Here is a 17,012-nt window from a genome sequence, read left to right as displayed (position 1 = left end):
TTCACAGCATGTGACCGCCGGAGGTGCCCCGGGCGGTGAGCAGATCGGCCGCCAGGGCCTCCTCCGCCCCGGCCGCGGACCCCCCTCTGCGCGACCGCACCCACGCACGCTTCAGATGCAGATGCACGTCTGCTTCCCAGGTGAAGCCCATTCCGCCGTGCACCTGAAGGCAGTCACGGGCCCCCTGCAGGGCCGCCTCGTCGGCGAGCAGCCGGGCCGCCGCGATGTCGAGCGGATCGGCGGTCACCGCCGCCGCGTACACCGCGGCGCGGGCCAGTTCCGTCCGCACGAGCATCTCCGCGCACAGGTGTTTCACCGCCTGGAAGGCCCCGATCGGCTGCCCGAACTGCTCACGCGCCCGGGCGTGTTGCACGGCCAGTTCGCAGGTGCGGGCGGCGGTGCCGAGCTGCTCGGCGGCGGTGAGCAGGGCGGCCGCCGCGACCACGTCGTGTGCGCCGTCGCGTGCGCCGTGGAGGGCGCTGTCGGGCGCCGTCCGGTGCAACGGCGTCAGCGGATCCAGCGACCGCAGGGGTACGGCGGCCAGGGCGTCCTTCTCCACGGTGCGGGCATCACCCACGCGTACGACATCGGCCGCGTCCAGCCACTCCACCAGCGAGCCGTCCACAGACGTGACCACGGTCTCCCCGGTAGCCGCCCCCTCCACCACCCCGGCGGCCAGGTGGGTGGCGACCAGGGGCCCGGGCAGCAGCACCCGCCCGGCCTCCTCGAACAGCAACACCGCCTCCGGCAGCCCGAGTCCGACGCCTCCCTCGTCCTCCGGCAGCCGCAGCGCGAAGAACCCGGCCGCCCCCAGGGCACGCCACAGCGCACGGTCCAGCCCGGGGGTGTCCACCGCGGCCCGCAGCGCTTCCCGGTCGAAGCGCGCCGCCAGTAGCTCTCGTACGCCCGCGCGCAAGGCCCGCTGGTCCTCAGTGAGTTGGAAACGCATACTCACCGCCCCTTGGGGAGGCCGAGGAGGCGCTCGGCCACGATGTTCCGCTGGATCTGCGATGTCCCGGCCGCGATGGTGTAGGAGAGCGACGACAGCCGGTCGATGACCCACTCCCGGCCAAGGTCGAGCGCCTCGGGACCGAGCACCTCGGCCGCCGTGTCGTAGAGGTCCTGCCGGGCCTGCGAATACCTCAGCTTGAAGACCGAACCCCCGGTCCCGGGGACCCCGCCGGTGCCCTCAGCCTCGCTCACGTTCCACTGGGTGAGCCGCCACAGCGCCCGGAACTCGGCGCTCAGCCGGCCGAGGCGGCGGCGCAGGACGGGATCGTCCCAGCGGCCGTTTCGCCGGGCCTCCCCTGCCACCTCGGCGAGCACCCGGCGGCAGGCGACGACCTCGCCGACGAAGGCCGTGCCGCGCTCGAAGGACAGCGTCACCATGGTCACGCGCCAGCCGTCGTTCTCGGCGCCCACCCGGTTCGCGACCGGCACCCGCACCTCGTCGAGGAAGACCTCGGCGAACTCGGTGGAGCCGGCGAGGGTCCGCAGCGGCCGTACGGTGACGCCCGGGGCGTCCATGGGCATCGCCAGCCAGGAGATCCCCCGGTGCTTGGGAGCCGTCGGGTCGGTGCGGACCAACAGTTCGCACCAGTCGGCGGCTTCCGCGTGGGAGGTCCAGATCTTGGACCCGCTCACCACGTAGTCGTCGCCGTCGCGCCACGCGCGCGTTCGCAGCGCCGCGAGGTCCGAGCCGGCGTCCGGTTCGCTGAAGCCCTGGCACCAGACCTCCTCGCCGCGCAGGATGGGCGGCAGCCAGCGGGCCCGCTGCGCGGCCGTCCCCTCGGCGGCGATCGTGGGCCCCGCGTGCAGCAGCCCGACGAAGCCGGCCCCCACGTAGGGCGCGCCGGCGTTCTCGGTCTCCTCCAGGAAGATGAGGTGCTGGGTGGGGGTCGCGCCCTGGCCGCCGGCGTCGACCGGCCAGTGCAGTCCGGCGTACCCGGCGTCGTACAGCATCCGCTGCCAGCCGAGGTCGTACGCGCGTCGGCCCGGCCAGTCGTCCGGTGACGGCTTCGGCGGCAGCGTCGGCAGCACCTTGGCCAGCCACTCCTTCAGCCGTGCCCGGAACTCCTCCTCTTCGGGGGTGTACGAGAGGTCCACTAGCGGTCCCGGTCGAAGTCCAGGTCCAGCATGCGGATGGCGTTGCCGCGCATCAGCTTGTAGACGGTCTCGTCGTCGAGTCCCTTCACATGGTCGAGGGCGACCTCCTTGGTGTGCGGGAAGGTCGAGTCGACGTGCGGGTAGTCGGTCTCGAAGGTCGCGTTGTCGCGGCCGACCACGTCCAGCGAGGCGACGCCGTGCTTGTCGCGGAAGAAGCAGCAGAAGATCTGCCGGTAGTAGTACGACGACGGCGGTTCGGGGATCAGGTCCCTGACCCCGCCCCACGCCCGGTGCTCCTCCCAGACGTCGTCGGCGCGCTCCAGGGCGTACGGGATCCAGCCCATCTGGCCCTCGGAGTAGGCGAGTTTGAGCCGGGGGAACTTCACCAGGACCCCGCTGAACAGGAAGTCCATCATCGAGGCCATGGCGTTGTTGAAGGACAGCGAGGCCTGCACGGCAGGCGGGGCGTCCGGGGAGGCGGCCGGCATCTGGGAGCTGCTGCCGATGTGCATGTTCACGACCGTGCCGGTCTCCTGGCACACCGCGAAGAACGGGTCCCAGTAGCCGGAGTGGATGGACGGCAGCCCCAGGTAGGTGGGGATCTCGGAGAAGGTCACCGCCTTCACCCCGCGGGCGGCGTTGCGCCGGATCTCGGCGACGGCCAGCTCGATGTCCCACAGCGGGATCAGACACAGCGGGATCAGCCGGCCGCCGCTGTCGCCGCACCACTCCTCGACCATCCAGTCGTTGTAGGCGCGGACGCAGGCCAGGGCCACCTCCTTGTCGTGCGCCTCGGCGAAGGTCTGGCCGCAGAAGCGCGGGAAGGTGGGGAAGCAGAGGCTGGCCTCGACGTGGTTGAGGTCCATGTCCTTCAGCCGCTCGACCGGGTCCCAGCAGCCGCGCCGCATCTCCTGGCGGGTGATGCCCTCCAGGGTCATCTCGTCCCGGTCGAAGCCGACGGCGGCGATATTGCGTTTGTAGGGGAACTTCAGGTCCTCGTAGATCCACCAGTCGGTGGGCGGGCCGTCGGGGTCCATGGTGATCTGGTACTTCCCGCCGACGTAGGCGAGTTCCCCGATTCCCGCGGTGAGCGGCCTGGGGCCCCGGTCCTGGTACTTCTTCGGCAGCCAGGTCTCGAAGAGGTGCGCGGGTTCGATGACGTGGTCGTCGACGCTGATGATGCGGGGCAGTTCGCTCATGGGTCCCCTCCGCCTGGCGGGCGCCGTTCGGGCCCCGCCTGGCGGGCGCCGCTCCCGGCCCGTTTCTGATGATCCGTCAGATACTCCTCGACAAGCAGGCTAGCCCCGCACCCCTGGACCGACAAGGCGCCTGGCCCTACGCTCTGGGCACGATCTGACATACCGTCAGCTAGAGGGGGTCAGCCTTGAACGACACCGCTCACGCGTTGGGGGCCTCGCGGACGCTCTGGGAACTGGTGACGCGCCGCGCCGGCCTCACCCCCGACCGTCCCGTCCTCCTCCAGGACGACCGCACCCTGACCTTCGGCGAGCTCGGCGAACGCGCCGAGCGGGTGGCGGCCGGGCTGTACGGGATGGGTGTACGCCCGGGCACGGTGGTCGCCTGGCAGCTGCCCACCCGGATCGAGACCGCGCTGCTCTCCTTCGCGCTGGCCCGCCTCGGTGCCGTGCAGTCCCCGGTGATCCCCTTCTACCGCGACCGCGAGGTCGGCTTCGCACTGCGCGAGTCGAAGGCCGAGTTCTTCGGGGTACCGGGCACATGGCGCGGCTTCGACCACACCGCGATGGCGCGGCGGCTGGGCGCGCGGGGGATCTTCGAGGCGTACGACGCCCTGCCCGACGGCGACCCGTCCGTCCTTCCTCCGCCGCCCGCCGACGGCACCGCGGTCCGCTGGATCTACTGGACCTCGGGCACCACCTCCGACCCCAAGGGCGTGCTGCACACGGACCGTTCGCTGATCGCGGGCGGCTCCTGCCTCGCCCACGCGCTCAGGCTGTCGGCGGACGACGTGGGCTCGATGGCCTTCCCCTACGCGCACATCGCCGGGCCCGACTACACGGTGATGCTGCTGCTGTACGGGTTCCCGGCGGTGATGTTCGAGCAGTTCGCCCTGCCGGACGCGCTGGAGGGCTACCGCAAGCACGGTGTGACGGTGGCGGGCGGTTCGACGGCCTTCTACTCGATGTTCCTCGCGGAGCAGCGCAAACAGCCGGACCAGAAGCTGATCCCCAGTCTGCGGCTGCTCGCGGGCGGCGGGGCCCCGAAGCCGCCCGAGCTGTACCACTCCGTCGTGCGGGAGATGGGGGTGCAGCTCACCCACGGCTACGGCATGACCGAGGTGCCGATGATCACCATGGGGGCGCCGGACGACACGGCGGAGAACCTGGCGACGACGGAGGGGAAGCCGCCGGAGGGCATGGAGATACGGATCACGGGTCCGGACGGGAGGCAGGTGCCGGCCGGGGTCGACGGGGAGGTGCGGCTGCGCGGGGAGGCCGTGTGCCAGGGGTATCTGGACCCCGCCCAGACCGCCGAGGCCTTCGACGCCGACGGGTTCCTCATCACCGGCGACCTCGGACACGTCCTGGACAGCGGCCATCTCGTCCTCACCGGACGACTCAAGGACGTCATCATCCGCAAGGGCGAGAACATCTCCGCGAAGGAGATCGAGGACTTGCTGCACCGGCATCCGGCGGTCGGGGACGTCGCCGTGATCGGGCTGCCGGACGCGGACCGCGGTGAGCGGGTGTGCGCCGTGGTGGAAGCGCGGCCCGGGGCTCCGGCGTTGACGCTGGACGCCGTCGTCGCCCATCTGCGCGCGGAAGGGCTGTCGGTCCACAAGCTGCCGGAACAGCTGGAGGTGGTGGACGCCCTTCCACGCAACGAGACCCTGCGCAAGGTGCTCAAGTACAAGCTGCGGGAACGCTACTCGGACACCTGAGGCGGTGAGTGCCACTCGGGCCTGCGGGTGCGCTACTCGGGCCCGGTGACGTGCGGGTGCGCTACTCGGGCCCGGTGACGTGCGGGTGCGCTACTCGGGCCCGGTGACGTGCGGGTGCGCTACTCGGGCCCGGTGACGTGCGGGTGCGCTACTCGGGCCCGGTGACGTGCGGGTGCGCTACTCGGGCCCGGTGACGTGCGGGTGCGCTACTCGGGCCCGGTGACGTGCGGGTGCGCTACTCGGGCCCGGTGACGTGCGGGTGCGCTACTCGGGCCCGGTGACGTGCGGGTGCGCTACTCGGGCACGGTGAAGTAGCGGGCGAAGGAGTCGACGATGTCCGGTTCGGCGATCCGGCCGTCCTGGTCCGCGTCGAGCGCGCCGACCGCCAGCCGTGCGATGTCCTCGGGCACCCGGAACGCCCTCAGGACCCGGACGGTCTCCTCGGCGGTCGCCGCGCCGTCCCCGTCGCCGTCCGCCGCGGCCAGTACGGCGTGCAGGAAGGGACGAGCGATCTCGGCGAACCGGTCGGGGTTGTCGCGCAGCCGCTTGACGGCGCCGCCCACGAACTCGTCCCGGGAGATGCGCTGGTCACCGTCCCGGTCCGCTATCCCGGCCATACCCTGCCAGAAGGCCTCCGCGCCCGCGTACAGTGCCTGCCCCTTGTCGCAGCGGGCGGCCAGGCCGAACTCGGCGAGCACGGCCTTGGCCGCGGCGCTGAAGTCCTCCCGGTCGATATAGCCGTTGCCGTCCTGGTCGAAAGTGGCGAACCGGGCGGCGATCCGGCGCTCGTAATCACTGCTGGCCATCTGTATCTCGGACCGCCTCACTTCTCGGAGCTCGTGGAGTCGAACTGCGTGTGCACCTGCCCCGGGAGCGTACGACGCCGGACCCCCACCGTGAGCAGGAAAACGACGCTTGTGCCAAGAACGGAGAAATTCCGCGACAACGGCGTGGCCTCGGGCCGTCTCAAGCGGACAGCGGACTGGCCCCTTCGTCCAGAGCCGCGGCGGCGTCGGGATACACGTCGAACAGACGACGGACGCCGAGCGCGGCCATCACGCGGTTGACGTGGGACCCCTCCTCGGCTCCGTGGGCCGGCAGGACCAGCCGCAGCCGGCCCTGGCAGGACCGGATCAGCCGGCGCGTGGCGATCAGCACACCGACGCCGCTGGAGTCGCAGAACCGCACCTGTGAGAGGTCGAGTATCAGGCTGCGGTGGCCGTCGGCGACCGCGTCGTGCACCCGCTGGCGCAACTCGGGCGATGTCACCAGGTCCATCTCGCCCGACACCTCGAGCACGGTCCAGTCGCCGCGCTCGACGCCGGTCACCATGAGTCCCACCGACAATGCCCCTTGTCCGCCGATCCGTCCGCCCTGAAGCTCCGGGGATTCCCCCTGGAACCCCATAAAAAACGGAAGCCTTCCTTACGCTTCCAGTGCTGCTGCCCAAGCCTTGTTCCATGAAACACCGGCCAGCGGTCGGTGATGCACCTCATATCGGACTCGTTCAGGCAGATTTGGTCGACTTCACGCAACACGTCGATCAACTTTGCTCAACAAGCCGGGCGGCGTCATGGGGGTCCGCCCTGCTCATGGGGGTCCCCCCTGCTCATGGGGGTCTCCCCGCTCGAGCGCAGCCGAGAGTGGGGGAGAAGTCGAGAGCTTGGGGAAGCGTGCTCTGGGGGTACCCCCTGCTCGAAGAGCTTGGGGGAGCGTGCCGGGCGTCGCGACGGGGCGAACGTTGCCTGTTGGGGCACTAGCATCCACGCCTCGGCGACGGGCGCACATTGCCGCAAAGGGGCGTGCGTCTTCATCGGTGCCGACTACATTCGTGGTGACGGTGGCAACAGGAACCGGCGCCGGCACGACCAGGTGTGAGGGGGGCAGCATGGCGACGAAGGACGCACCGCCCCGCTGGGACCGCAGGATGCAGCAGCGGCTGGCCCGTGGGGAGGCCGCCGCGCTCGGCGAACTGTACGACCGCTTCGCCTCCTTGGTGCACGGCCTGGCACACCGCGTCCTCTGCGACGAGGAGGCCGCCGACGGCATCACCCGTGAAGTCTTCGTCCACGTCTGGGAGAACCCGGACGCCTACGACCCCAAGCAGGGCCCGCTGCGCTCCTGGGTGGCCACCCTCACCCACCGGCTAGCCGTGCAGCGGCTGCGCGCGACCGAGACGGAGGCGCTCGAGCGCGCCGGACAGGGCTCCAGCGAGGAGTTGGAGCGCAGGGTGCACCGCGCCTCTGTGGCAGCCCGCGCCGACTACATCGTCACCTCCATGCCGACCCCGCTGCGACTCGCCCTGGAGCGGGCCTACTTCCAGCGCCGCGACTACCGCCAGACCGCCGCCGACCTCGGCATCACCGAGGACGAGGCCCGCCGCCGACTCCGCCTCGGCCTGCAACTGCTGTCCACCGCCCACGAGCCCGGCCCGCCGCCCGAATACGGAGGCACCCGATGAGCAGGCCGGAGCGCTTCGACGCGTACGACGGTTCGCACGGCCCGGGCGGTCCACACGGCCCGGGCGGTCCACACGGTTCGGGTGGCGCGCACGGTTCCGGTGGCCGGCACGGTTCGGGCGGTCCATACGGTTCCGCTGGCTCGCACGGTCCTGGTGGCGCGCACGGTTCCGGTGGCTCACACGGTTCGGGCGGTCCCCACGGTTCGGGCGCCGCTCACGAGCCGCGCATACCGATGCCTCGCACCTCCGTGGAGGACGGCGGGCGCCCTCTGCCCGAGCCCGGACTCGTGCTGGAGCACCGCGTCCTGAAGTCACTGCTCGGCGCCTGGGCACTCACGGCCTGCTCGCCGGAGGAGACCGCAGCCGTCGAGGAGCACCTCGGCTCCTGCGGCCCCTGTGCGGACGAGGCCCGCAGGCTGCGCGAGGCCGTCGGGCTGCTGCACACGGAGGAGACGCTCGACCTGGACCCCGCCCTGCGCACCCGCGTCCTGGAGGGCTGCCTCGACCGCCGCCCGCCGCGTATCCCCGTCCCCGAGTGGGCGAGGCCGTACGACGCGGAGACCGCCCGCCTCGACGCCCTGCTGCAGGACTTCGGCGAGGCGGAGTGGCACGCGCCGGTGCGGCTGCGCTGGTTCGAGGCCGACGTCCCGGCGAGCCGGCGCACCACCGTCGCCGGTGTCATCGCTCATCTGCTCACGGTGGACGGCCTGGTGGGAGTCGCCCTCGGCCTGGAGGACCCGCTGGGCGACATCCCGTCCGACGCCCCCACCCCGGCGGGCCGCACCGAGTCGTACTGGCGTGCCGCCCACTTCCCGCCCACCCGCTCCATCCGCCGGCCCTGGCGCGAGCAGAGCCACAACCTCATCCGCACGGCGTCGTTCGCGGGCGGGACGTCCGGGGACCTGACCGTGCGGTACGGCGGCTTCGAACTGCCCCTGCGGGACTCCATGCTGGACCGCGCCTTCGAGTGCTGGGTGCACGCCGACGACATCGCGGAGGCGGTGGACTACCCGTACGAGCCGCCCGCCCCGCGCCATCTCCACCAGATGCTCGACCTGGCGGCCCGCATGCTGCCCACCGTGCTGGCCGCCCGCCGCCGGGCCGGCCTGTCAGGCCTGTCGGCACCCCCGCGCCGCCACCTCGTACCCGCCGGTGCCCCCGGCCGCAGCATCCGCCTGGAGATCGAGGGATCCGGCGGCGGCGAGTGGTTCGTCCCCCTGGACTCCCCCGGCGCGCTGGGCTCCGCCGACCACGAGGTCGCCCACGTGGCCCTGGACGGCGTCGAGTTCTGCCGCCTGGCCGCGGGCCATGTCTCCCCGGAGGACGCGGCCGCGGGCCAGGTCGGCGACCGGGAAGCAATCCGCGAGGTGCTGCTCGCGGCGGCGTCGCTGAGCCGTATGTAGGGAGCGGGCCCGGCGGCATAGGGGACGGGGCCGGCCGTAGGGAGATACGGGACGGGATCCGGCTGTAGGGCCCCGTCCGCGGATCGGGCCCGTCGGCCGGGACCCCGGAGGCCCGGAGGCCCGGAGGCCCGGGGGCCCGGGGGCTCGGGGTGCGACCGTAGGCGCCGCACTCCGGGATCGGGGCCGGAAGGCCGGGACGCCGGGACGCCGGAAGGCAGGAATCGGGGCCGGAAGGCCGGGACGCCGGAATCGGGGCCGCGGTGCGCGCCGTAAGGGCCGGGGCCGGGGTGCAGTCCGGAGGCGCCGGGGTGCGGCCGTGCGGTCTAGGCGAAGACCACCGTCCGCCGCCCGTTCAGCAGGATCCGCCGCTCCGCATGCCACTTCACGGCCCGCGCCAGCGCCTGGCACTCCACGTCACGACCGATCGCCACCAACTGCTCGGGCGTGACCTCGTGCCCCACCCGCTCGACCTCCTGCTCGATGATCGGTCCCTCGTCGAGATCGGCGGTGACGTAGTGCGCGGTGGCACCGATCAGCTTCACGCCCCGAGCGTGCGCCTGGTGATACGGCTTCGCGCCCTTGAAGCTCGGCAGGAACGAGTGGTGGATGTTGATGATCCGCCCACTGAGCTGCTTGCACAGATCGTCGGAGAGGACCTGCATGTAACGCGCCAGCACCACCAGCTCCACGCCCTCCTCCCGCACGATCTGCAGCAGCTGCGCCTCGGCGTCCCCCTTGTTCTCCCTGGAGACCGGGATGTGGTGGAAGGGGATGTCGTACGAGGCCACCAGCTCCGCGAAGTCCGTGTGGTTGGACACCACGGCCGCGATCTCCACCGGCAGCGCCCCGATCCGCGTACGGAAGAGCAGGTCGTTCAGGCAGTGCCCGAACTTGCTCACCATGAGCACGACCCGCATCTTGTCCTCGGCCCGGTGGATCTGCCAGTCCATCTGGAAGGAGTCCCCGACCGCGGCGAAGCTGGCGCGCAGCTTCTCCACAGTCACCGGAGGGTCGGCGGAGAAGTGCACACGCATGAAGAACAGGCCCGTGTCGTGGTCGCCGAACTGCTGGCTGTCCTCGATGTTGCACCCGGTCATGAAGAGATAGCTGGACACGGCGTGCACGATGCCCCGCTTGTCGGGGCAGGACAGGATGAGCACGTACTGATCGGCGCCGGTCGGGCGGGCGGGCTGTTCACTCATGCAGGTCAGGGTCCCACACAGACCTCACGGACGTAGCACCGTCCCGCGCACCGGACCGTGCCACCACCTGCTCGCCCACCACCATCCGACACCCGCCCCCTCAATCGGCGGCGGCGACCGGTCAAGCCGAGCGGGTCAGGATGCGCAGCACCTCGAGCGTCCGCGGCGGGGCGTCGGGGTCCTCGCCGTCCCCCACCGCCAGGCACACGTGCGCGTCACGGGCCGCCCGCAGCGCATCCGGCCACCCCGGGTGGTCCAGATACGCGGACACGGGGGCGTCCGGGCCGACCTGGTGCATGATCCGCAGTACCCGCAGCACCGCCGCATCGACCAGCGCGGCCTCCTGCGCGTCGCGGAAGATCGTGCCCACGTACTTCTCGGCGGACCAGTTGTCCAGCCAGGTGTCCTCGACCAGCCGGTACACGGCGTCGGTGACGTCGCCGTACCCTTCTATCCCGGCCAGCCAGACGTCCCGCTGGAACGCGGCGTCCGAGAGCATGTGCAGCGCGGAGCGCACATTGCTGCGCCAGCGCCACCATGGCATGTCATTGAGTGGCATAGCGCCCATGGTGTAGGAGCGGCGGCCACGACGGGAAGAGTTCTCCGGAGCTTGCACGGTCATCGATCGTACGATCCACGCCCGTCCTCCCGCGCCGCCCCCCGTAATTCACCCCAACGTCACCGTCTGTTGACCCGGGGTCATATGCAAGTTAGGGATGTGACGTAATCGTGCATGTCCATGACCGGCAGGCGTCACATTCCCACCTCCCGTCCCGTCCTCTCTCGCACCGCCAGGGTCTCGGCGCTGGCCGTCGGGGCGCTGGTCACCTGTGTGGCCCTCGTCGCCGGCTGTGGAGCCGTCCCCGGAGTCACAGGGGGATCCGGGGACGACTCCATCACCGTCATGACGCTGGCCCCCGAGAACACCGCCGCCACAAACAAGCCGGGCATGCCCGCGCTGGCGAAGGCGTACGCCCGCTGGGTCAACTCGCAGGGCGGCATCGCGGGCCGCCCGCTCAAGGTCCTCACCTGCAACGACCAGAACGACAGCGTGGCCGCCGCGCACTGCGCGGAACGGGCGGTCGAGGAGAAGGTGCTCGCGGTCGTCGGCTCCTACAGCCAGTACGGCCGGGACGTCCTCTCACCGCTGCAGGGCGCTGGGATCCCCTTCATAGGCGGGTACGGGGTCACCGACGCGGAGTTCAGCAGTCCGCTGTCGTACCCCATCAACGGCGGGCAGCCCGCGCTGCTGGCCGGCCTGGGCAGGCAGCTCGCCAAGCAGTGCGGACCCGTCACCCTCGTCCGGCCCGACACCGTCGCCGGCGACCAGCTCCCCGTGCTGATCGACGCCGGACTGAAGAAGGAACGCCATCCCGAGGCCGTCGACCTGCTCGCCGCGGAGGACGCGACCTCCTACTCGAATCAGGCGCAGCAGGCCCTCGTCAAGGCGTCGTCGAACCCGCAGCGGACCGGGTGCGTGGTCGCCGCGCTCGGCGACCGGACCGCCACCTTCATGGACTCCTTCCGGCGCACCCAGGAGGACTTCCCCAGTGTCCGCACGGCCTCGGTGCTGGGCAGCATCGACCAGTCGGTGATCGACGCGACGGGCGGGAAGTCGGGGCCGTACGAGGGGTCGTACGTCACCGGCTGGTACCCCGTCTCCAGCGACGCGCGCTGGGACCAGATGCGCGCCGTGATCAAGAAGGAAGCCTTCGGCGACAACCGGATCGACCCAACGGACGTCGGCGTGCAGACCACCTGGATCGCCTACACCGTGCTGAAGAAGACCATTGAGTCACTCGGCGACGGGGACGTGAGCTCCAGCGCGGTACGCCGAGTCCTGGACGACGGGCTGAAGATCAGCACGGGCGGTCTGACGCCGACCCTCAGGTGGCGCTTCGAGGACATGCTCGCCGACAGCGACTTCCCCCGCCTGATCAACGCCAAGGTGACGTTCCAGACGGTCCGCTCCGGCAAGCTGACGGCCCAGGGCCGCGGGTTCGTGGACATGGCGCCGACGCTGGAGCAGTCGGACTGAGAGCCCCCGCTCCGTTCCCGGACAGCAGGGCTCGGTCCGGGCCGACGCGTCTGTTCCCGGGCAGAGCGCGCCGGTTCCGGGCAGCGGCACCCGCTCCCGGGCAGCAGCACCCGCTCGCGAACATCGAGGCCCGGAACCGGCATCAGGCTCAGGGGCCTATGCCCGGACAGCGGCACCGGCTCCGGCGTCAGAGCTGTGTGGCCTGCCGCTGGGCCAGCCCGTACTTCGTCGCGATCACGTTCCACAGCCGCGCGGCCTTCACCTTCTCGGCACTGGCCACACCGCTCGCCACATTGCCCGCCTGCTGCTGACCGGTGGAACGGGCCTGACCCTTTCGGCAGCCCTTCTTGTCCGCGACCTGGTCGGCCCAGGCCGCGTAGTGGTTGTCGGCGGAGGCGGACGCCTGCCAGGCCTTGTTGAGCGCGGCGGTCAGCGCGACGTTGTCGGGCAACTTGTCGACGGACAGCCCGGCCAGCCGCTTCACCAGGTCGTTGCGCTGCTGTGCGGCGTTGCGCAGGTCGTTGGCGGCCTGACCGAGGTTGGCGCACACGCGGACGTCGGCGACGGCCCGGATCACCGTGTCACGGCTGTTGTTACTGTCCGCGAGGAGCTTGTCCAGCTCAACGGCCTGCGCCTTGGCCGGATCGCCGGCCGCCGCGGACGTCGTGTCCCCGGACGGCTCGGTGGTCGCCGCGACGGTCTTGTTGTCCTCCTGCTGGTCGTCCCCGCCCCCGCCGAGCAGCGCGCCGGCGCCGACACCGAGCACGGCGATACCGATGCCCACCGCGGCGATCAGCGGAACCTTGCCCCTGCCCCCGCCCCGGCCCCCGGCTCCGCCGCGCGACGCGGCACGCCCGCCTGGAGCCGACGCGCCGCCGGGCGGCTGGAACCGCGGGATCTGCTGGGTGGACCCAGGGGCCTCATTGCGGAAGAGGTTCTCGAACCCGGCGGGCGGCTGCCCTCCCCCGGCGGACGGCCCGGCGGGCACCGGGGGAAGGTACTGGGTGGCCTGCGCGTCCGGGTCGGCGACGGGCGGCAGCGGACCGGCCCCGGCTCCCGGCGCCCACCCCGGAGGCCGAGCGGTGCCGTCGGTGGGCACCTCCGGGGGCAGCGCGCCCGGAACCACCGGCGGAATGTACTGCGTGGCGCCCTCGTCGACCGGCGTCGCGGGTACCGGCGGAATGTACTGCGTGGCACCCTCGTCGACCGGCGCCGCGGGTACCGGCGGAATGTACTGCGTGGCACCCTCGTCGACCGGCGCCGCGGGTACCGGCGGAATGTACTGCGTGGCACCCTCGTCGACCGGCGCCGCCGGTACCGGCGGAATGTACTGCGTGGCGGCCTCCTGCGCCGCCGGGGCAGGACCGTACCCGGCGACGGCTGCGTCCGCCGGTGCGGCGGGCGGCAGCGGGGCGCCCTGGCCGGGGTACTGTCCGGCGCTTCCGTACGCCCCGGCGTCCCCGTAGGGCATCGAGGAGCCGATGGCAGCGTTCCCGTAACCGGGGGCCGCCGCGCCCTCCGGCGGCAGCGGCCCGGCACCGACGGTCGGCTGCTGGAACTGGGGCTGCGGTGCCTGGGGCTGCGCGGTGGACGGCTCCTGGGCGGGCGGCACGCCCCAGGTCTGGTCCTGCGCGGCCCACTCGGGCGCGCCCGGCACCACGGGAGTTCCCTGCGCTCCGGGCATTCCAGGCGTTCCAGGCACCCCGAATGTTCCCGATGCTCCCGATGTTCCAGCTGTTCCTTGTGTTCCGTGTGCTTCAGATGCTCCCGGTGAACCCGAGCCGCCCGGAGCGCCCGCCTCCGGGCCCCAGGCCCGGCCCCACACCTGGCCCTCGGCGGGAGCCGACCGGTCGCCCGTGGTGCCGGGCAACAAGGGCTCGCCGCCGTCCGAGGGCAGCACGATGCCCTCGCGGGCGGGCCGCGACTCGCCCTGTCCGCTCTGCGTCACCGGGACTCCTACACATGGGGGACCTACGGAACCGTCGGTTAACGCTACCGGTTACCCCGGAGCCCTTGAAAAGCAGCTCAGGGCCCCACGGACCGCAGTGACAAAACCCACCTGCGGGACGCTGTTCACGGCTCACCGCACACCCCGCCGCACATCCAACGCACCGGACAGCCGCAGCCAACCTCCCGTTCACTTTCTCCTCCATACCCTCACACCGGCGGCTTCGCCCCCTCACAAGGCAGCCTTGCACCGGCACGAGGCCGCTGCGCACCGGCACGAGGCGCTTCGTAAGCCGACACCGGCGACGCACTCACGCCGCGGCCTGCAGTTCCAGCCGCGCCCCGAACTCCCGTACCACCGCCTCGTCCCGGTAGGGCTCGAGCCGCTGCTGGAAGTCCTCCAGGTACTCCGCGCCACGGTTGGAGCGCAGGGTGCCGAGCAGTTCCACGGCGCGCAGCCCGGTGTGGCACGCCTGCTCCACCTCCCGCTGCTGGACCTGTGCGGCCGCCAGCAGTACGTAGCCGATCGCGCGGCGGCGGGCCCGCGACTCCGGGTGTCCGGCCAGGGACTCCTCGGCGCGGCGCGCGGCGGCCTCGGCCTGGCCCAGGTCCCGGTGGCAGTGCGCCAACTCGTCCGCGAGATAGGCCTCGTCGAAGTGCGCGATCCACGGCGGGTCGTCTCCCGAGTCGGAGTCGGCCTGCTCCAGTGCGCTCACCGCGCGCCCCGACGCGATCTGGGCGGAGCGCGCGTCACCCATCAGCGCGTGCCCGCGGGCCTCGGCGGCGTGGAACATCGCCTCCGCGCGCGGGGTCACCCGCCCGCGGGCGCCCTCCTGCGCGGCCCGGGCCAGCTGGGCGATTTCGCGCGGATTGCCGAGTTGTGCGGCCAGGTGGCTCATGGAGGCGGCCAGGACATACCCGCCGTAGCCGCGGTCACCGGCAGCCTGGGCGAGCCGGAGCGCCTGGATGTAGTAGCGCTGGGCGAGTCCGGGCTGGCCGGTGTCGACGGCCATGTATCCCGCGAGCTCCGTCAACCGGGCGACGGAGGCGAAGAGGTCGCGGCCGACCGCCTCCCGGTAGGAGCCCGCGAGCAGCCCGGACACGACGCTGTTGAGGTAGTGCACGACCACCGGCCGCACATGCCCGCTGCCGTACTGGTGGTCGAGGTCCACCAGCGCCTGGGTCATCGCCTGGACCGCCGTCACGTCGGACCTCCCGACCCTCGGCCCGGCGGCCCGTGCGACCTGCGGATCCGGTGCCGAGATCAACCAGTCGCGGCTCGGCTCGACCAGCGCGGACGCGGCGACCGACGATCCGGACAGGAAGTCCCGGCGCCCCACGTCGCTGCGCCACAGCTCACACACCTGCTCGATGGCGCCGAGGACGGTCGGCGAGAACTGCAGGCCCACCCCCGAGGCGAGGTTCTTGCCGTTGGCCATGCCGATCTCGTCGATCGTGACCGTACGGCCCAGTTTGCGGCCGAGTGCCTCGGCGATGATGGCCGGGGCCCGGCCGCGGGGCTGCTGCCCGCGCAGCCAACGGGCCACGGACGTCTTGTCGTAGCGCAGATCGAGGCCGTGCTCCGCCCCGCACATGTTGACCCGGCGGGCCAGCCCGGCGTTCGAGCACCCCGCTTCCTGGATGAGCGCCTGCAGCCGTTCGTTCGGCTGCCGAGCGACAAGCGGCCTAGCGGCCATGACCTACCCCCTGTTTCACGGCTCGCTCGCCGTGTGATTCCAGTGCCTGCCCACGCACCGAGTTGACGGTTCCTCGCTGAACAATCCGGGTGCTCCGCCGGTCCCTCGCAGGTGGCCGATACGGCGCCCTCGAAGATCGATGCCCGCCGGACATACCGAAGATGCGAGACATACGAGGATTGCCGGGGTAAAGGCGGATGCCCGACCCTTCACCTGGCTACCCAGCGCCCGCTGCCGTTTCCCCTGCGCGCCCCCGACTGTGCACCCATGCGCCCCAGTTGCCGGAACGGTGCTCCTACCCAGCGCGTGAGAACCGCGTAACTCAGGGTGGTGGGGGAAGTTAGAGTGGAGCGTGGAAGAGACGATCGTGGCTGCCGAAGCCCCCCAAATCCCCCAGCAGCGCGGCGAAGCGCTGCTGGACACCGCCGTGCGCTATGCCGAAGAGCGCCACTGGGACGTTTTCCCCGGAACATGGCTCGAAGCCGCGAACGGGGTGCAGCGCTGCTCCTGCGGCGACGCGGCGTGCGCCCTCCCCGGCGCACACCCGGCACGTGAGGACTGGGCGACGCAGGCGACGGGCAGTGCGACGGTCGCGCGCCGTATGTGGTCCAAGCAGCCGACGGCCTCGATCCTGCTGCCCACCGGGCGCACCTTCGACGCGATCGACGTCCCCGAGACGGCCGGCTTCCTCGCGCTGGCCCGCATGGAGCGCATGGAGCTGACGCTGGGTCCGGTGACCCGCTCCCCCGACCGCCGGATGCAGTTCTTCGTACTGCCCGGCGCCGCCACGAAGGTCCCGGAGCTGGTACGGAACCTGGGCTGGTTCCTGGGCTCCCTCGACCTCGTCACCCTCGGCGAGGGCGCGTACGTGGCGGCCCCGCCGACCCGTTACGGCTCGCACGGCGCCGTCCAGTGGGCCTGCCGCCCCACGCCCGCCAACCGCTGGCTGCCCGACGCCGAGGAGCTGATCTCGCCGCTGGCGTACGCCTGCGGACGGGAGGCACGCCGCTGAGCCGGGCGGTCCCCAGGCACCGAGCCAAGGCTCGTGGCGCCGGGCGGACCGAAGCCAGGCGACCAGGGTTCGACGCGGACAGAGTTCAACGCGGACACAGTTGGATGCGGACAGTAGGGCTCGGGGCACTTTCCCCGAGCCCTCAGCATGTTCCTAGACGTTCATAGGCTCGTCATACCGACGGTGTCCGTCTGTGGATATAGCGGGCGGCCTGGAGGCACCCGAC

14 protein-coding genes are annotated in these 17,012 nt (G+C 71.7%); 5 read left to right on the top strand and 9 right to left on the bottom strand.

Features of this window, described 5'->3' with window-relative positions:
• Window position 1: 1 nt before the first annotated feature.
• From EF387_RS04005 to EF387_RS03995, 3 genes are read right to left on the bottom strand one after another with little or no spacing between them, the layout of a single operon-like run.
• The gene (locus EF387_RS04005) at window positions 2-949 is read right to left on the bottom strand and encodes an acyl-CoA dehydrogenase family protein (RefSeq protein ID WP_128375070.1); all 948 of its coding nucleotides are present in this window, start codon (window positions 947-949) and stop codon (window positions 2-4) included.
• Between the two features lie 2 nt (window positions 950-951).
• On the bottom strand, window positions 952-2,106 hold the full coding sequence (locus EF387_RS04000; RefSeq protein WP_128375069.1) for an acyl-CoA dehydrogenase: 1,155 nt from the start codon (window positions 2,104-2,106) through the stop codon (window positions 952-954).
• Complete coding sequence (locus EF387_RS03995) at window positions 2,106-3,305, bottom strand: amidohydrolase family protein (protein ID WP_128375068.1); 1,200 nt, start codon at window positions 3,303-3,305, stop codon at window positions 2,106-2,108. Before EF387_RS03995 ends, EF387_RS04000 begins: the two co-directional genes overlap by 1 nt.
• A gap of 185 nt (window positions 3,306-3,490) precedes the next feature.
• Between EF387_RS03995 and EF387_RS03990 the strand changes: the two genes are divergently transcribed.
• Window positions 3,491-5,026 carry a class I adenylate-forming enzyme family protein gene (locus tag EF387_RS03990; protein ID WP_128375067.1) on the top strand — a complete coding sequence of 512 codons (1,536 nt, stop codon included), beginning with the start codon at window positions 3,491-3,493 and terminating at the stop codon, window positions 5,024-5,026.
• Between the two features lie 293 nt (window positions 5,027-5,319).
• On the opposite strand, the gene EF387_RS03985 is transcribed toward EF387_RS03990, so the two are convergent.
• On the bottom strand, window positions 5,320-5,832 hold the full coding sequence (locus EF387_RS03985; protein WP_128375066.1) for an EF-hand domain-containing protein: 513 nt from the start codon (window positions 5,830-5,832) through the stop codon (window positions 5,320-5,322).
• Window positions 5,833-5,992: 160 nt separating this feature from the next.
• A complete protein-coding gene (locus EF387_RS03980) occupies window positions 5,993-6,358 on the bottom strand; it encodes an STAS domain-containing protein (protein WP_202918143.1) in 366 nt (121 codons plus the stop codon).
• A gap of 556 nt (window positions 6,359-6,914) precedes the next feature.
• Between EF387_RS03980 and EF387_RS03975 the strand changes: the two genes are divergently transcribed.
• Together EF387_RS03975 and EF387_RS03970 are read left to right on the top strand one after the other, a co-directional pair.
• Window positions 6,915-7,487, top strand: a complete 573-nt coding sequence (locus tag EF387_RS03975) for a sigma-70 family RNA polymerase sigma factor (RefSeq protein ID WP_128375064.1) — start codon at window positions 6,915-6,917, stop codon at window positions 7,485-7,487.
• Window positions 7,484-8,890 carry a zf-HC2 domain-containing protein gene (locus EF387_RS03970; protein ID WP_202918138.1) on the top strand — a complete coding sequence of 469 codons (1,407 nt, stop codon included), beginning with the start codon at window positions 7,484-7,486 and terminating at the stop codon, window positions 8,888-8,890. The genes EF387_RS03975 and EF387_RS03970 overlap by 4 nt, the downstream gene beginning before the upstream one ends.
• A gap of 323 nt (window positions 8,891-9,213) precedes the next feature.
• Here the strand turns inward: EF387_RS03970 and purU are convergent, their stop codons facing one another.
• Together purU and EF387_RS03960 are read right to left on the bottom strand one after the other, a co-directional pair.
• Entirely contained in the window at window positions 9,214-10,092 is an 879-nt protein-coding gene (gene purU, locus EF387_RS03965) for a formyltetrahydrofolate deformylase (protein WP_128375062.1), read from the bottom strand.
• A gap of 121 nt (window positions 10,093-10,213) precedes the next feature.
• Window positions 10,214-10,714 carry an SCO4402 family protein gene (locus EF387_RS03960; protein ID WP_128375061.1) on the bottom strand — a complete coding sequence of 167 codons (501 nt, stop codon included), beginning with the start codon at window positions 10,712-10,714 and terminating at the stop codon, window positions 10,214-10,216.
• Window positions 10,715-10,831: 117 nt separating this feature from the next.
• Between EF387_RS03960 and EF387_RS03955 the strand changes: the two genes are divergently transcribed.
• Complete coding sequence (locus tag EF387_RS03955) at window positions 10,832-12,130, top strand: ABC transporter substrate-binding protein (protein WP_128375060.1); 1,299 nt, start codon at window positions 10,832-10,834, stop codon at window positions 12,128-12,130.
• A gap of 187 nt (window positions 12,131-12,317) precedes the next feature.
• On the opposite strand, the gene EF387_RS03950 is transcribed toward EF387_RS03955, so the two are convergent.
• On the bottom strand, window positions 12,318-14,078 hold the full coding sequence (locus EF387_RS03950; RefSeq protein ID WP_128375059.1) for a hypothetical protein: 1,761 nt from the start codon (window positions 14,076-14,078) through the stop codon (window positions 12,318-12,320).
• A 310-nt stretch (window positions 14,079-14,388) separates the two neighbouring features.
• Entirely contained in the window at window positions 14,389-15,774 is a 1,386-nt protein-coding gene (locus EF387_RS03945) for an NsdA family TPR-like regulatory protein (RefSeq protein WP_128375058.1), read from the bottom strand.
• A 352-nt stretch (window positions 15,775-16,126) separates the two neighbouring features.
• Between EF387_RS03945 and EF387_RS03940 the strand changes: the two genes are divergently transcribed.
• Entirely contained in the window at window positions 16,127-16,786 is a 660-nt protein-coding gene (locus EF387_RS03940; protein ID WP_128375057.1) for a bifunctional DNA primase/polymerase, read from the top strand.
• Window positions 16,787-17,012: the final 226 nt, after the last annotated feature.

The sequence above is a fragment of the Streptomyces cavernae genome, assembly GCF_004023625.1.
Lineage (GTDB): Bacteria > Actinomycetota > Actinomycetes > Streptomycetales > Streptomycetaceae > Streptomyces > Streptomyces cavernae.
The sequence above is the reverse complement of the archived record's forward strand: the minus strand, read 5'-3'. Positions and strand labels throughout refer to the sequence as shown.

Excerpts from the sequence above, each read along its gene's own strand:
- EF387_RS03955 (WP_128375060.1), top strand. The coding sequence starts at position 10,832 with ATGACCGGCAGGCGTCACATTCCCACCTCCCGTCCCGTCCTCTCTCGC.
- EF387_RS03945 (WP_128375058.1), bottom strand. The coding sequence starts at position 15,774 with ATGGCCGCTAGGCCGCTTGTCGCTCGGCAGCCGAACGAACGGCTGCAG.
- purU (WP_128375062.1), bottom strand. The coding sequence starts at position 10,092 with ATGAGTGAACAGCCCGCCCGCCCGACCGGCGCCGATCAGTACGTGCTC.
- EF387_RS04005 (WP_128375070.1), bottom strand. The coding sequence starts at position 949 with ATGCGTTTCCAACTCACTGAGGACCAGCGGGCCTTGCGCGCGGGCGTA.
- EF387_RS03975 (WP_128375064.1), top strand. The coding sequence starts at position 6,915 with ATGGCGACGAAGGACGCACCGCCCCGCTGGGACCGCAGGATGCAGCAG.
- EF387_RS03985 (WP_128375066.1), bottom strand. The coding sequence starts at position 5,832 with ATGGCCAGCAGTGATTACGAGCGCCGGATCGCCGCCCGGTTCGCCACT.
- EF387_RS03980 (WP_202918143.1), bottom strand. The coding sequence starts at position 6,358 with ATGGTGACCGGCGTCGAGCGCGGCGACTGGACCGTGCTCGAGGTGTCG.
- EF387_RS03970 (WP_202918138.1), top strand. The coding sequence starts at position 7,484 with ATGAGCAGGCCGGAGCGCTTCGACGCGTACGACGGTTCGCACGGCCCG.
- EF387_RS03995 (WP_128375068.1), bottom strand. The coding sequence starts at position 3,305 with ATGAGCGAACTGCCCCGCATCATCAGCGTCGACGACCACGTCATCGAA.
- EF387_RS03960 (WP_128375061.1), bottom strand. The coding sequence starts at position 10,714 with ATGACCGTGCAAGCTCCGGAGAACTCTTCCCGTCGTGGCCGCCGCTCC.